General features: G+C 70.0%; 12 protein-coding genes. 9 read left to right on the top strand and 3 right to left on the bottom strand.

Annotated features, from left to right (window positions below; translation table 11 throughout):
- Positions 1 to 10: 10 nt before the first annotated feature.
- Positions 11 to 2,146: an ABC transporter ATP-binding protein gene (locus H516_RS18370; RefSeq protein WP_022888575.1), complete on the bottom strand. Its 2,136-nt coding sequence runs from the start codon at positions 2,144 to 2,146 to the stop codon at positions 11 to 13.
- A complete protein-coding gene (locus H516_RS0104750; RefSeq protein WP_022888574.1) occupies positions 2,143 to 3,876 on the bottom strand; it encodes an ABC transporter ATP-binding protein in 1,734 nt (577 codons plus the stop codon). The genes H516_RS18370 and H516_RS0104750 overlap by 4 nt, the downstream gene beginning before the upstream one ends.
- 403 nt (positions 3,877 to 4,279) lie before the next feature.
- Here H516_RS0104750 and H516_RS21170 point away from each other — a divergent pair, with 403 nt between their 5' ends.
- Together H516_RS21170 and H516_RS18360 are read left to right on the top strand one after the other, a co-directional pair.
- Positions 4,280 to 4,843, top strand: coding sequence for a hypothetical protein (locus H516_RS21170; RefSeq protein WP_157432146.1), 564 nt, complete (start codon positions 4,280 to 4,282; stop codon positions 4,841 to 4,843).
- A 287-nt stretch (positions 4,844 to 5,130) separates the two neighbouring features.
- Positions 5,131 to 5,670 (top strand): PKD domain-containing protein, encoded by a 540-nt coding sequence (locus H516_RS18360; RefSeq protein ID WP_022888572.1) that lies wholly within the window; start codon positions 5,131 to 5,133, stop codon positions 5,668 to 5,670.
- A 409-nt stretch (positions 5,671 to 6,079) separates the two neighbouring features.
- On the opposite strand, the gene H516_RS20880 is transcribed toward H516_RS18360, so the two are convergent.
- Entirely contained in the window at positions 6,080 to 7,030 is a 951-nt protein-coding gene (locus H516_RS20880) for an N-acetylglucosamine kinase (RefSeq protein WP_051138704.1), read from the bottom strand.
- Between the two features lie 151 nt (positions 7,031 to 7,181).
- On the opposite strand from H516_RS20880, the gene H516_RS0104730 reads away from it, so the two are divergent.
- From H516_RS0104730 to H516_RS18345, 7 genes are all read left to right on the top strand, one after another.
- Positions 7,182 to 8,474, top strand: a complete 1,293-nt coding sequence (locus H516_RS0104730) for a sugar ABC transporter substrate-binding protein (protein ID WP_022888570.1) — start codon at positions 7,182 to 7,184, stop codon at positions 8,472 to 8,474.
- Positions 8,475 to 8,478: 4 nt separating this feature from the next.
- Complete coding sequence (locus H516_RS0104725) at positions 8,479 to 9,447, top strand: carbohydrate ABC transporter permease (RefSeq protein WP_022888569.1); 969 nt, start codon at positions 8,479 to 8,481, stop codon at positions 9,445 to 9,447.
- 104 nt (positions 9,448 to 9,551) lie between these two features.
- Positions 9,552 to 10,367, top strand: a complete 816-nt coding sequence (locus tag H516_RS0104720) for a carbohydrate ABC transporter permease (protein ID WP_425393474.1) — start codon at positions 9,552 to 9,554, stop codon at positions 10,365 to 10,367.
- Positions 10,364 to 11,965, top strand: coding sequence for a glycoside hydrolase family 3 protein (locus H516_RS18350; RefSeq protein ID WP_157432145.1), 1,602 nt, complete (start codon positions 10,364 to 10,366; stop codon positions 11,963 to 11,965). The genes H516_RS0104720 and H516_RS18350 overlap by 4 nt, the downstream gene beginning before the upstream one ends.
- Entirely contained in the window at positions 11,962 to 13,263 is a 1,302-nt protein-coding gene (locus H516_RS0104710; RefSeq protein WP_022888566.1) for an anhydro-N-acetylmuramic acid kinase, read from the top strand. The genes H516_RS18350 and H516_RS0104710 overlap by 4 nt, the downstream gene beginning before the upstream one ends.
- Positions 13,260 to 14,222 (top strand): N-acetylmuramic acid 6-phosphate etherase, encoded by a 963-nt coding sequence (gene murQ / locus H516_RS0104705; RefSeq protein ID WP_022888565.1) that lies wholly within the window; start codon positions 13,260 to 13,262, stop codon positions 14,220 to 14,222. The genes H516_RS0104710 and murQ overlap by 4 nt, the downstream gene beginning before the upstream one ends.
- Before the next feature lie 41 nt (positions 14,223 to 14,263).
- Positions 14,264 to 15,148: a MurR/RpiR family transcriptional regulator gene (locus H516_RS18345; protein ID WP_022888564.1), complete on the top strand. Its 885-nt coding sequence runs from the start codon at positions 14,264 to 14,266 to the stop codon at positions 15,146 to 15,148.
- Positions 15,149 to 15,230 lie beyond the last annotated feature (82 nt).

The raw sequence follows: 15,230 nt of genomic DNA, 5'->3' as shown, positions 1-15,230 counted from the left end.
CGTGTTCGGACTACTCGATCTCGTCGGCCATCTCCGCTTCGATGCCCTTCAGAAGACCCGCCTGCGGCTCGGCGTCGGACGCGGTGACGACCGTTCCGTCGCCGAGCGCCTGCTCGGCGTCGAGGTCGGTCGCCGCCTGCTCGAACTGCGAGTTGTAGAGGCGGTAGTACGCGCCCTTCGCGGCGATGAGCTGCTCGTGGTCGCCCTGCTCGACGATGTCGCCGTGCTCCATCACGAGGATGAGGTCGGCGTCGCGGATCGTCGAGAGACGGTGCGCGATCACGAACGAGGTGCGACCCTGGCGGAGCGCGGCCATCGCGTGCTGCAGCAGCAGCTCGGTGCGGGTGTCGACCGAGCTCGTCGCCTCGTCGAGGATGAGCACGCTCGGCTGGGCCACGAACGCGCGGGCGATCGTGATGAGCTGCTTCTCACCCGCCGACACGTTCGAGGCGTCTTCGTCGAGCTTCGTGTCGTAGCCGTCGGGCAGCGAGTGCACGAAGCGATCGACGTAGGTCGCCTTCGCCGCGGCGAGCACCTCGTCGTCGGTCGCCGTCTGGCGTCCGTACCGGATGTTCTCGCGGATCGAGCCGGCGAACAGCCACGGATCTTGCAGCACCATGCCGGTCTTCGCCCGCACGTCGCGACGGGTGAGCTCGGCGATGTTCTGGCCGTTGAGCAGGATGCGCCCGCCGTCGAGCTCGTAGAACCGCATGATGAGGTTCACGAGCGTCGTCTTGCCGGCGCCGGTCGGGCCGACGATCGCGACCGTCTGCCCGGGCTCGACCCGGAACGACAGGTCGGTGATCAGCGGGTGCTCGGGCGAGTACGAGAACGCCACGTGGTCGAACACGATCGTGCCGTCACCGTCCACCGGTGCCGGGGCGTTCTTCGCGTCGGGCTCCTGCTCGTCTTCGTCGAGCAGTTCGAAGACGCGCTCGGCCGAGGCGGTGCCCGACTGCACGACCGCCGCCATGCCGCCGAGCTCCGAGAGGGGCTGGGTGAACTGCTGCGAGTACATGATGAACGCCTGCACGTCGCCCAGTCGCAGCTGGCCGCTCGCGACCATGAGGCCGCCGAGCACGGCGATGCCCACGTAGGTGAGGTTTCCGATGAACATCATGCCGGGCATGATGATGCCCGAGAGGAACTGCGCCTTGAAGCTGGCCTCGTAGAGCTCCTGGTTCTCGGCCTTGAACGCCGCGCGCGAGGTCTCTTCGCGACCGAAGACCTTGACGAGTGCATGGCCCGAGAACGACTCTTCGACCCGGGCGTTGAGCCGCCCGACCTTGCGCCACTGGATGCCGAAGGCCTTCTGCGACTTCGGCCCGATGATGCCGAAGATCACGGCCATGAGCGGCAGTGACACGAGGGCGACGAGCGAGAGCTGCCACGAGATCGAGAACATCATGATGAGCACGCCGACGACGGTGAGCACCGAGGTGACCACGGTCGAGAGCGACTGCTGCATCGTCTGGGTGATGTTGTCGATGTCGTTCGTGACGCGCGAGATCAGCTCGCCGCGCTGCACCTTGTCGAAGTAGCTGAGCGGCAGGCGGTTGATCTTCGCCTCGACCGACTCGCGCAGGCGGTACATCGTCTTCACCATGATGACGTTGATGACGTAGCCCTGCAGCCAGGTGAGCACCGAGGCGAGGAAGTACAGCCCGAGCACGAGGATCACGACCTGGCTGAGCCGCACGAAGTCGACGCCCGCCCCGACCTGGAAGTTCTCCATCGCGGCGACCATGTTCGCGAAGTCGGTCTGGCCGGCGGCGCGCAGCGCCTCGACGACCTGCTCCTGCGAGGTGCCGGCGGGGAACTGCTGCCCCAGCGCGCTGGAGGCGGCGCCCTCGAAGACGAGGTTCGTCGCCTCGCCGAGCACCTTCGGCGCGAGTACGGTGAGCACGACGCCGAGGGCGCCGAGGATGGAGACGAAGACGAACGCGAAGGCGTGCGGCTTCAGGAGGCCGACGAGTCGGCCGAAGCTCTGGCCGAAGTTCTTCGCCTTGCCGGGCGCGACCGCGCCCGACCAGTCGTCGGCGTTGATGCGCGCCTGCTCGCCGAGCTCGATCTCGAGGCGCTCCTCTTCGGTGAGCTCGGGTTCGGGCTTGGCCTTCTTGTTCGCGTCTGCTGTGCGGGAGCTCATGCGCCGGCCTCCACTCCGAGCTGGGATTCGACGATCTCGCGATACGTCTCGCTCGTGGCGAGCAGCTCGTCGTGGGTGCCGAGGCCGACGATGCCACCGTCGTCGAGCACGACGATGCGGTCGGCGTCGGTGATGGTCGAGACGCGCTGCGCGACCACGATCTTCGTCACGTTCGGCAACTCCCTCCAGAGTGCTTGCCTGAGTCTGGCGTCGGTCGTGAGGTCGAGCGCCGAGAACGAGTCGTCGAAGACGAGGATGCCGGGGTTGTGCACGATCGCGCGGGCGATCGCGAGCCGCTGCCGCTGGCCGCCCGACACGTTGGTGCCGCCCTGCGAGATCTTCGCGTTGAGCCCGCCCTCCATCTCCGCGACGAAGTCGCGGCCCTGGGCGATCTCGAGCGCGTGCCACAGCTCGTCGTCGGTGGCATCCTCACGACCGAATCGCAGGTTGGATGCCACGGTGCCGGTGAACAGGAACGGTCGCTGCGGCACGAGGCCGATCGTCGCCCACAGATGCTCGAGGTCGACCTCGCGCACGTCGACGCCGCCGACCTTCACGCTGCCGCCGGTCACGTCGAACAGGCGGGGGATGAGCGAGACCAGCGTCGTCTTGCCCGCGCCGGTCGAGCCGACGATCGCGACGGTCTCGCCGGGGGCGGCCCCGAAGGTGATGCCCGAGAGCACCGGGTGCTCGGCGCCCGGGTAGGTGAACTCGGCGTCGGTGAACTCGATCGTGCCGGGCGCCGGGAACTCGGTGATCGGGTTCGCCGGGCGCATGAGCGACGTGTCGGCGTCGAGCACCTCGCTGATGCGCTCGGCGGAGACCGCGGCGCGGGGGATCATGATCGTCATGAAGCTCGCCATGAGCACGCCGGTGAGGATGAGCATCACGTACTGCATGAACGCGAACAGCGTGCCGATCTGCACGGTGCCCGCGTCGACCTCGATCGCGCCGAACCAGACGACGCCGACGACGGTGACGTTGAGCACGAGCATGAACAACGGGAACAGCAGCACGAACAGCGAGCCGACCTTGCGGCCGATCACCATGATGTCGGTGTTCGCCCCGCTGAAGCGCGCTTCTTCGATGGGCTCGCGCACGAACGCGCGCACCACACGGATGCCCGTGAGCTGCTCGCGCATGATGCGGTTCACGTTGTCGAGCTTGTGCTGGTAGCTGCGGAAGAGCGGCACCATGCGGCTGATGACCACGACCGCGATGAGGAGGAGCACCGGAACGGCGACCGCGATGAGCCACGAGAGTTCGACGTTCTGCCGGAGCGCCATGATGATGCCGCCGACCGCGAGGATCGGGGCGGTCACGAGGAACGTGGCGCCCATCATCGCGAGCATCTGCACCTGCTGCACGTCGTTCGTGTTGCGGGTGATGAGCGAGCCCGGGCCGAACTTCGACACCTCGCGCTCGGAGAAGCTCGAGACGCGCTCGAAGACGTCGTCGCGGATGTCGCGGCCGGCCTGCATCGCGGCCTTCGCTGCGAAGTAGGTGGCGATGATCGACGCGGTGATCTGACCGAGCGAGATGGCGAGCATCAGCATGCCGGTCGACCAGATGTAGTCGGTGTCGCCCTTCGAGACGCCGTTGTCGATGATGTCGGCGTTCAGGCTGGGCAGGTTGAAGGTCGCGATGGCCGAGGCGAACTGGAACACCAGAACGCCGACGAGGAGCAACCAGTAGGGCTTGAGATATTTGAGTAGGAGTCTTCCGAGCATGTGATCTCCAGGAATCGGCGAAACAGCGGATGCCTCGGCCGCGGCGCATTCGTGCGCGCTCGACCGATGCGGAGATGGTGTCTCCTCCGCCCGAACTGCATCGTCGCACCCCCGTCCGACATTGCAGCGTTACAGCCAAACACGGTGCTGATCAGGAATCAAGCGCGCCGGGTCATCCGACCCATGGCGTTCACCGAGGGCGAAATCGAGGCGACTGAGGGCGGCTTCATGGCTGAGGGTGGATGTCTCGGTCGAGTCCACCGCGCGGAAATCGATGTTCCCCGCCAAGGAGCCCGGTACTTCGGTACTTCGGTACTTCGGTACAGACCTTGCCGGGAGCCCGTGCGCTACCCCTGTGGATAACCGACCCGATCGGGTGCGCCGCTCACTTATCGTGGACCCCATGTCGATCCCGAGCACGCGCGTCGCCGCGCTGGCCGCAGCAGGCGCGCTGTCCCTCGTGCTGAGTGCGTGCACGCCCGCGGCCGAGCCCTCGCCCGAGCCGACGCCGCCCGCGAGCGAGTCGCCCATCTTCGCCTCCGACGAGGAGGCCCTCGCCGCCGCAGTCGAGGCGTACGAGCGCTTCTTGGATGTCTCGACCGCAGTGAGCAATGACGGAGGCCGTGGTGCTGATCGATTGATGAGTGTTGCGATCGGGCAGGCGCTGCAGGACGAAGAAGCGGCCGCCAGAGAGTTCGCTGATGAGAAAATTCGCACTCAGGGCGATGCAACTTTCACGGTTCAAGAGCTGCAATCGGTTGAGCAGAGTGAAACGGCAACGGTAACGATCTACGTTTGCGACGACATCGCGGAATTGGATCTCCTTGACGAAGCTGGCGTATCCATTGTGAAAAGAGGTCGAGTCACGGATGTCCCGTACACGGTCGTCGCAACAGGCGAGTCAGGCGACGGCCTAAAGGTCAGTCGGAGAGATCTATGGGAACGCGAAAACTACTGTCTGGCATAGGTGTCGCGGTTGTCCTCTTGTTGATGTGGTGGTTACCCGAGGGCGCGGCATGGGCAAATACAGCACCGTGCAGCAAGGCGGACATTATTGCAGGGAGTTGCACAGTTGAGAGTCTCATCGACGATGGAGGTGTCCGGCTGGGTGCGGAGCAAGAAGGGGACGGCCGTGGAGAAGAGTCAGGCGGCGCAGAGAGCGATAGTGCACCTGCTGAACCAGCCCCACCACCCGGCGAGGCCGACGTCTGGTCAGGCGACGACTGGGCGCGGCTGTGCGACGCGAATTTCCTGGTGACGTGCGAACGCGCCGAGGCGACGCCCGCGCCGGCGCCGCCCGGTGCGCCCACCACGATCACGCTGCGGGACATCGCCTCGTTCCGGCCGGCGAAGCCGGGCAATGAGATGGAGCCCGGCGGCTGGGCGGTCGCGGGGCTTCCGGCAAACTTCGTTGCCGACGCCCCGGCGGAGGTCGTGGCCGGAACACTACTCGGCCGGCGGGCGGAGGTGCGGTTCACGCCGGTCGGATTCCGGTGGGTGCACAGCGACGGCACCACCGTGACGAGTTCGACATCGGGCGCGAGCTGGGAGCGGCTCGGACTCCGCGAGTTCAGCCCGACCGAGACGAGCCACGTCTACGCCGAGCCGGGCGAGTACACGGTGACGCTCGAGGTCGCGCTCGCCGCGGAGTACCGCTTCGGCGGATCCGCGTGGCAGGCCATCGCCGGCACCCTCGCCGTCGCGGGCGAGCCGCAGCAGGTGCTCGTCGGCGAGGTCGACACCGTGCTCACGACGGACGACTGCCGAGCGAACTCCGCCGCGCCCGGCTGCTGACGACGAACGAACTCTCGGCGTCCGACCGAGGCACCTCCGCGGCGCGTCGGCTTGGCCAAATCGGCTGTGCCAGTTCCCCCTCATCGCGGGATCGAAACCCATGGCGCCCGAACGAGACCCGCTCCCAGTCGATCTCCACAGCTCGAAATGGAACCGATCGCAGATCCATCCGCCGTTCAAGCTGCGTACGTTTCCCCTGGGCCGCCCCTCGCGATGAGGGGGAACTGGCACAGCTCGAAATGGAAATACCCTCGCCAGCGCCAGCGCCAGCGCCAGCGCCAGCGCCAGCGCCAGCGCCAGCGCCAGCGCCAGCGCCAGCGCCAGCGCCAGCGCCAGCGCCGGCAGCACCAGGGGCACGCGGCGGGCAGCGGGCAGCGCTACGAGGCGGATCCACCGCCCGCCCGCGCGCTCAACGCCAGAGGAACGGCGGATGCCCCGCGGGCACCTCGCCGGCGGCGAGGAGCCGTGCGAGCCGCACGGCGCCGTCGAGCGGCGTCGCCCGTGCGACGACGAGCGAGGCGTCGGGGGCGAGGCGGGCGAACTCCGCCCTGAACGCCGCCGTGAACTCGCCGCCGGCGGCGAACACCCCGCCGACGCCCGCGGCGCGCGGGGGAAGTGCGGGATCGAGGGCTGCCGCGAGGGTGCCGGCGACGAGGGTGCCGGCCGACGCCATGATCCGTGCGGCGACGGGGTCGCCGAGCGCGGCGAGCCCCGCGACATCCGCGGCGAACCCCGCGAGCACCGAGCCGCGATCGTCGCGGGTGTAGAGCTGGGCGGGCCAGCTCGGCGCCGGCCCGAAGCGCGACTCCGCCGCCGAGAGCAGCGCCGAGGCATCCGCGGTGACGCCGTCGTGGGTCTGGATCGCGGCCTTCAGTGCTTCGATCCCGATCCATGCGCCCGAGCCGCGGTCGTCGTAGAGGTGCCCCCAGCCCCCGACGCGCCGCCAGACCTCGTGCAGATCGGTGCCGAGCGCGATCGTGCCGGTGCCGACCGCGACGACCGCGCCGGGCTCGCCCTCGAGCGCGCCGAGATGCGCCGTCACCGCATCGATCGCGAGCGCCACCGGCGCCCCGTCGGCCGCCGACGACAGGGCCGCGAGCGACGCGGCCGGATTCGTGACGAGGGAGGCGACGCCGGTCGCGCCGATCGCGACCGCGACGATGCGGGAACCCGGCCGTGACGCCTGCACCGCGGCGCGCGCCTCGTCGACGAGCGCCCGTGTCACGACGAGCGCCGAACTCCCGCCCGACGCGATGGTCACCGGCGGTCCGCCGAGCAGCACGCGTTCCGCCCCGAAGGGGGCTGCAAGCGGCTCGAGGGCGGCCCGGCCACCGGTGCCGCCCACGTCGATGCCGAGCACGACTTCCGATCGTTCGGAAGTTTCTTGCAATCTTCGCGCCATTCCCGAATACTACTTCCAGAGAGTCGATCTGTTCGCGGATCACGTCTGTCCAGAGAATCACAGCCAGGGCCCTGCGCCCACGACAAGTTTCAACGAGGAGACCACCCTGATGAACAAGCGCTTCCTCCCGATCGCCGCGCTCGGCGTCGCCGCCGCGCTCGGCCTGACCGCCTGCTCGGGCGCGTCCGGCGATAACGGCGACGGCGGTACGAACGCCGAAGGCCAGACCCTCACCGTCTGGATCATGGAAGGCACCAACCCCGACTCGGACGCCTACTTCGAGGAGGTCGCCGACGCCTTCACCGAGAAGACCGGCGCCGAGCTCGACGTCGAGTTCGTGCAGTGGGCCGACGCCCACGACCGCTTCGTCACGTCGATCGCGGGCGGCACCACGCCCGACGTCGCCGAGACCGGCACCACCTGGACGGCCGAGTTCGCCGACGCCGGCGCACTCGCCCCGATCGACGACTACGTCGATGGCGACGACCTGGCCGCCGACCTCGTCGAGGGTCTGGTCGTCGCGGGCACCTACGACGACCAGCTCTACGGCATGCCCTGGTACGCCGGCGTCCGCTCGCTCGTCTACCGCTCCGACATCTTCGAGGAGCTCGGCCTCGAGGCCCCGACCACGTGGGACGAAATCGTCGCCGCGGGCGACGCCATCAAGGCCGCTCACCCCGACATGATGCCGTTCGCCGTTCCCGGCGACGCCGAGTTCGGCGTCTACCCCTGGGTCTGGGGCGCGGGCGGCGAGGTCTCGACGCTCGAGGGCGACCAGTGGGTCTCCGGCCTCGCCGGCGACGAATCGCAGGAGGGCATCGGCTTCTACACGGGCCTCGCGACCGAGCACGGCTTCTCGTCGGCCGGTGCCACCACGTGGAAGGAGACCGACGTGCTCGACAACTTCGCACAGGGCAACGTCGCCATGGCCCTGATGGGCTCGTGGACCCCTGCCGCGATCGTCGAGAAGAACGCCGAACTCGAGGGCAAGTTCGCCGCCACCCCGATCCCCGGCAAGGACGGCGGCATCGCCCCGTCGGTGCTCGGCGGCTCGCACCTCTCGATGTTCGAGACGGCGAAGAACAAGGACCTCGCGTGGGAGTTCATCAAGCTGATGACCACGGGTGACTTCGCCAAGCAGTGGGGCGACGAGACCGGCTACTTCCCCGGTCAGACCTCGCTCCTCGACGAGGCGATCGCCTCCGACGACCCGCTGGTGCGCCCCTTCGCGCAGCAGATGGTCGAGGGTGGCGGCACCCCGCCGGTGACCCCGAAGTTCGGCGCCGTCCAGGCGAAGAAGACCACCAACACCGCCATCCAGGCGATCCTCTCCGGGCAGAAGTCGGTCGAGCAGGCGCTCACCGACGCCGCCGCGGAGATGGACGAGATCATGAACGGCTGACCTCGTGTCGAACACCCTTCAGGTTCCGACGGCCGCGCCGGGAGCTTCGGCTCCCCGCGCGGCCGGCGGGGCCGCCCGCAAGACCCTCCTCACTCGGAGCCGCCCCTGGCTCCTGCTCGCCCCCGCGCTCGCGGTGCTCGCCGTGCTGCTCCTGTGGCCGCTCGTGCGAGTGCTCCTCTTCTCCCTCCAGGACTACGGCCTGCGCGAGATCGTCTCGGGCGAGCCGAACTGGATCGGCCTCGCCAACTACGGCGAGATCTTCACGAGCCCCGAGCTCTACACCGTCGTGCTGCCGAACACGGTCGGCTTCGCGGTGTTCGCCGTCGCCGGCACCGTCGCCCTCGGTACCGCCGTCGCGGTGCTCATGGCGAGCCTCGGCAGCTTCTGGCGCACCGTCGTCGGCAGCGCCATCATGATCGCCTGGGCGATGCCCGCGGTCACCGGCACCTACGTCTGGATCTGGATCTTCGACGCCGACCGCGGCATCGTCAACGAGACCCTCCAGGCTCTCGGCCTCCAGGACGAGCCCGTCAACTGGTTCACCAACCGCTACACGTTCTACGGCATCGTCCTCCTCAACGTCATCCACCACGGCTTCCCGTTCGTCGCCATCACGATCCTCGCGGGCCTTCTCGGCGTGCCGAAGGAGATGCTCGAGGCGGCGGAGATGGACGGCGCCGGACCCTGGCGCCGCTTCTGGCGCATCATCGTGCCGAACCTGAAGCAGGTCTTCGCGGTCGTCATCATCCTGTCGACCATCTGGGACTTCAAGGTGTTCGCGCAGGTCTACCTCATGCCCGGCGGCGCCGGTTCGAACCGCGAGGCGCTGAACCTCGGCGTCTGGTCGTACGTCGAGTCGTTCGGCCAGAACCGCTACGGCTTCGGCTCGGCGATCGCCGTGCTGCTCACCCTCGTACTGCTCGGCATCACCGTCGTGTACGTGCGCACCATGCTGAAGGAGGAGGAGCTGTGAGCACCGTCACCACGAATGAGCGGTCGGATGCCTCGCGCAGCACCCGCTCCGAGGCATCCGCCGATATCGCGCAGCTGCGCAAGGGCCGCAAGTCGGGGCGCAAGGTGCGCATCGCGGGCGGCAAGGCGGTGCTCGTCGTGCTGCTGCTCGGCTTCACGCTCTTCCCCGCGTTCTGGATGCTCTCGAGCGCCTTCGATGCGCAGGCCGGCGCGGGCGGGCAGCAGATCCTGCCCCGCGAGTGGTCGCTGTCGAACTTCGAGTACGTGCTCACCGAGGGCGGGTTCGACGTGTTCCTCCGGAACTCGGCGATCGTCGCGGTGGTGACGGTGCTCGCGAGCGCCCTGCTCGCGCTCCTCGCCTCGGTCGCGGTGGCGCGCTTCCGCTTCAAGTTCCGCACGGCGATGCTCCTCATGATCCTCATCGTGCAGATGGTGCCGCTCGAGGCGCTCGTCATCCCGCTGTTCGTGCAGGTGCGCGACCTCCAGTTGCTGAACACGCTGCTCGGCCTCATGGTCGTCTACGTCGCGCTGTCGCTTCCCTTCGGCATCTGGATGCTGCGCGGCTTCGTCGCCGCGGTGCCCGTCGAGCTCGAGGAGGCCGCGTACATCGACGGCGCCAGCTGGGGCCGGATGTTCCGATCGGTGCTGCTGCCCCTCGTCATGCCCGGACTCGTCGCGACGAGCGTGTTCTCGTTCATCACCGCGTGGAACGAGTTCATCTTCGCCATGACCCTGCTCGGCGGGGCGACCGAGAACTACACGGTCGCGATCGGCCTCAAGCAGTTCTTCGGCGAGCACTCGAACGAGTGGGGCTACATCATGGCCGCCTCCACGATCATCACGATCCCGGTCATGATCTTCTTCGTCATCGTCCAGCGTCGCTTGTCGAGCGGCCTCGTGGCCGGCGCGGTGAAGGGGTGACCGCCGCGGACGATCCCGCCATCAGGGGGTTGGTGGGCGGAGTGCTCTGGCCGGGCTTCCTCGGCCGGAGCATTCCGGACTGGCTTCGCCGCGAGCTCGACGACGGGCTCGCGGGGGTCGTGCTCTTCGCGCACAACCTGTACGTCCCTCAGCGGGTCGAGGAGGGAGCGCAGCGACCGTCTCGCGGTGTGCGGGTTGAGGAGGGAGCGCAGCGACCGTCTCGCGGTGTGCGGGTTGAGGAGGGAGCGCAGCGGCCGTCTCGCGGTGTGCGGGTTGAGGAGGGAGCGCAGCGACCGTCTCGAAACCCGGCGTCGGCCGCTCCTCGACCAGCGGACTTCGCCCACCCGCTGCTCATCGGCATCGACGAGGAGGGCGGCAACGTCACCCGCGTCGACGCAGCCCTGGGCTCGACGCTGCCCGGCGCGGCGCAGCTCGGCTTCGTCGACGACCTCGCGGCGACCGAGGCGGTGGGCGAACGGCTCGCCGACCGGTCGATCGCCGTCGGGGCGAACGTGGTGCTCGGGCCGGTCGCCGACGTGAACACCGACCCGCGCAACCCGGTCATCGGCGTGCGCTCCTTCGGCTCCGACCCCGAGCTCGTCTCACGTCACGCCGTGGCGCAGCTCCGCGGCATCCAGCGTGCCGGCGCGGCCGCGTGCGTGAAGCACTTCCCCGGGCACGGCGACACGCACCTCGACTCGCACCACGCGATGCCCGAGCTGACGATCTCGCTCGACGAGCTCGAGCGCATGCACCTGCCGCCGTTCCGCGCGGCGATCGCCGCGGGCGTCGCCGCCGTCATGACGGCGCACATCATCGTGCCCGAGTGGGGCGCCGCACCGGCGACGCTGAACCCGATCGCGCTCGCCCACCTGCGCGGGCTCGGCTTCGAGGGCGTCATCATCACCGACGCGCTCGACATGGCGGCGGTGCGCGAATCGGTCGGTGCGGGGCCGGGGGCCGTGCAGGCGCTCCGGGCCGGGGCCGACCTGCTCTGCATCTCGAACCCGACGAACCAGGGTGCGGCGGCCGCCGCCGATCAGGACGTGCGCGACTTCCGCGAGGTCCAGCAGGCGATCTTCGCCGCGCTCGACGACGGAACGCTCGAGATCGCGACCGTCGAACGCGCCGCCGAGCGGGTGCGGCGGCTCGCAGTCTCGCTCGCCGAGGTTCCGTCGAGTGAGCGGATGCCTCTCGACCCGCGCCGGGTCGCCCGCGAGGCGATCACCGTGGACGCCGAGATTCCGGCACTGCCCGGGGCGCGCGCGGTGCTCGACGTGCGCGGGCGCTCGACGCTCGCCGTCGACAGCGACGCCGATTATGTCGAGCGGGTGCTGGCCGCCGGCGGCGAGGTGCTGCGCGGGGACGCCGCAGTTCCGGTCAACGGCTCGCTCGTCGTGATCGTCGACGCCGTCGGCGCACCCGGGCCGCAGCGCGACCGCGTGGCCGGCATCGCGGCGCTTCGCCCCGATGCCGTGGTCGTCGACACCGGCCTTCCGGGCGAGCACCTGCCCCTGCCGACGCTGCACACCCGTGCCGCGAGCCGACTCGCCGCCGAGGTCGCGAGCGAACTGCTCGAGTCGGGGGCGGGCGCGTGATCGTGCTCTCCCTGCAATCGGGCACCTCGGCCGACGGCATCGACGTCGCCGTCGTCGAGATCGCGCCGGTCGGGGGTGGGGGGTTCGAGACGGTCGCTTCGCTCCCTCCTCAACCCGCTCGGGTGCGCATCTCGGTCGTGCACAGCGAGACCGCCGAATGGGAGCCCGCGCTCCGGGCGCGGATCCTGGCGGTCGCGGCCGGGGAGGCGCTCGACGCGGGCGGGTGGACCAGGCTCACGACGGAGCTCGGCCAAGCCTTCGCCGAGGCGGCGGCACGCGGCATCCATGCATCGGGCGCGACGCCCGAACTCATCGTCTCGCACGGCCAGACCGTGCATCACTGGGTCGAAGGGGGGCACGCCCGCGGCACCCTGCAGCTCGGGGAGCCCGCGTGGATCGCCGAGCGAGCGGGCGCACCCGTCCTCTCCGACGTGCGCATGGCCGACATCGCTGCAGGCGGCGAGGGCGCCCCGCTCATGGCCTTCTTCGACCGGCTCTGGCTGGGCGACGAGGTCCGCGCCGCCGGGCGCGCGATCGCGACCGTGAACCTCGGCGGCATCGCGAACGTGCAGCTCGTCGCCGCCGACGGCACCGTGACCGCGTTCGACACGGGCCCCGGCAATTGCCTCATCGACGCCGTGGTCGACCGACACTCTGCGGGCGCGCAGGGCTTCGACGACGGCGGGCGGCTCGCCGCCGCCGGGCGGGTGCACGAGGGGCTCCTCGCCGCACTGCTCGCGCATCCGTACTTCGCGGCCCCGCCGCCCAAGACGACGGGCCGTGAGACCTTCGATCTCGGGGTCGTCGATGCGGCGGTCGCCGCGGTGTTCGGCGAAGACGGGGCCGGCGGGGCCGGCGGGGCCGAGGTGGGAGATGCGCTGCCCGTCGCCGACCTCGTCGCGACCCTCACCGAGCTCACCGCGCGCACGGTCGTCGATGCGCTCGCCGACGCGGTGCCGGCGACGCTCATCTGCTCGGGCGGCGGAGCTCTGAACCCGGTGCTGCTGGCCGGCATCGCCGAGCACGCGACCGCCCGCGGCATCGCCGTCGAGTCGAGCGCCGCGCGGGGGCTCGACCCGGCGTTCAAGGAGTCGCTCATGTTCGCGCTCCTCGGGTACTGCAGCCTGCACGGCGTGCCGATCGACCTCGGCTCGGGGCCTCGAGCCGCTCGCGTGCTCGGGCGGTTCTCGCCCGGGCCCGAGCCGCTCGAGCTGCCCGCACCGATCGCCGGCGTGGCATCCATCACCATCGAACACCGCACCATCGAACACCGCACCGACGGGGGAGCAACACCATGAGCGGTCACGCACCGCAGCAGTCGGCCGAGCATCGCGCGCTGCGCGAGCTGCTCGGCGAACTCTCGACCGAGCAGGTCAACGACGCGCACGCCGGATTCGACCTTCTCTCGACCGAGGCGCAGCTCGCCGCGATGCAGGCCGAGAGCGCCCTGGCCGTCGCGGCGGTCACCGAGGCGGCCCCGCAGATCGCCGCCGCCGTCGACGCGATCGTCGCGCGCCTGCGCGGCGGCGGCCGCCTGGTGTACGCCGGCGCCGGCACCGCGGGCCGCATGGGCGTGCTCGACGCGAGCGAGATCCCGCCGACCTTCGGCACCGATCCCGCGCTCGTGGTCGGGCTGATCGCGGGCGGCGAGGGGGCGCTCCGTTCGGCCGTCGAGAACGCCGAGGACGACACGGCGCTCGGCGCCGCCGACCTCGAGGCGATCGCGCTCGGACCCGGCGACGCGTTCATCGGCATCTCGGCATCGGGGCGCACGCCCTACGTGCTCGGCGCCATCGAGTACGCCAAGCGGGTCGGCGCGCTCAGCATCGGCTTCGCCTGCAACGAGAACTCGGCGATCGGCGAGGCCGCCGACCTGGCGATCGAGACCGTCGTCGGCCCCGAGATCGTCGCCGGCTCCACCCGGCTGAAGGGCGGTACCGCGCAGAAACTCGTGCTCAACGCGATCTCGACGATCGCGATGGTGCGGCTCGGCAAGGTGCACGGCAACCTCATGGTCGACGTGCAGGCCACCAATGCGAAGCTCCGCGCGCGCGCCGAGCGCATCGTCATGCAGGCGACGGGGGTGGATGCCTCCGCGGCATCCGCGGCCCTCGCCGCCGTCGACGGCCAGGTGAAGGCCGCGATCCTCGTCACCCTGACCGGAGTCGATCCCCAACTCGCGCTGGCGCGCCTCGCCGCCGAAGATGGAGTGCTGCGCGATGCTCTCTCCAGTGTGCGCGACACGACCGTCGACTAGGGGCGGCCGCCATCACGAGGAGAAGGAACGGAAGGCTGGAGATGTCGGCGAACGTGCTCTCGACCGTGCGTGAGGCGTTGCCGCGCCTGAGTTCGTCCGAGGCGCGCGTCGCCGAGGCGATCATCGCCGACCCCACGCTCGTGGTCGACCTCACCATCACCGATCTCGCGCGCGTCTGCGGCACCTCGCTGTCGACGGTCGCCCGGTTCTGCCAGACGCTCGGCTACTCTGGCTACCGCGAGTTCCGCATGGAGGTCGCGAGCGCCGTGAGCCGCGAGGCGGCGGAGCGCGACCGCTTCGGCATCGCGAACGCCGATATCGACCCCGACGACACGGCGGCCGAGGTGGTGGCGAAGATCGCCTTCCACGAGGTGCTGGCCATCGAGCAGACGGCGGGCGCCCTCGACACGACGGTGCTCGACGGCGTCGTCGACGCGATCGTGGCCGGCGCCCACGTCGACCTCTACGGCTTCGGCTCGAGCGGGCTCACCGCCCAGGACCTGCAGCAGAAGCTCGCCCGCATCGGCATCTCGGCGTTCTGCTCGGTCGACGTGCACCTCGCGCTCGTCTCGGCGGCGCTGCGGAGGCCCGGGGATGTCGCGATCGGCATCTCGCACTCGGGCCTCACCGCCGAGACGAACCACGCGCTCGAGGTCGCTCGCGAGGGCGGCGCGACGACCGTGGCCGTGACGAACTCGCCCGACTCGCCGATCGCCGAGCTCGCCGAATTCGTGCTCACGACGCATGCCCGGGAGTCGAGCTACCGGGTCGGGGCGATGTCGAGCAGGATCGCGCAGCTCGCCGTCGTCGACTTCCTCTTCGTCCGGGTCGCACAGCGACTGGGCGACTCGGTCTCGGCCCCGCTGCAGCGCACCTTCGAGGTCACCGCGAGCCACCGGGTCGCGCCGCGGCGCCGCTCGGTCTGATCGGGGTCGGTGCCGGCGCGCCGGTGTGCCGGTGCCCGTGAGCCCGTGTGCCGGTGGCCCGGTGGCCCGGTGGCCCGGTGGC

The organism is Agromyces italicus DSM 16388, from assembly GCF_000421545.1.
GTDB lineage: Bacteria > Actinomycetota > Actinomycetes > Actinomycetales > Microbacteriaceae > Agromyces > Agromyces italicus.
The sequence above is the reverse complement of the archived record's forward strand: the minus strand, read 5'-3'. Positions and strand labels throughout refer to the sequence as shown.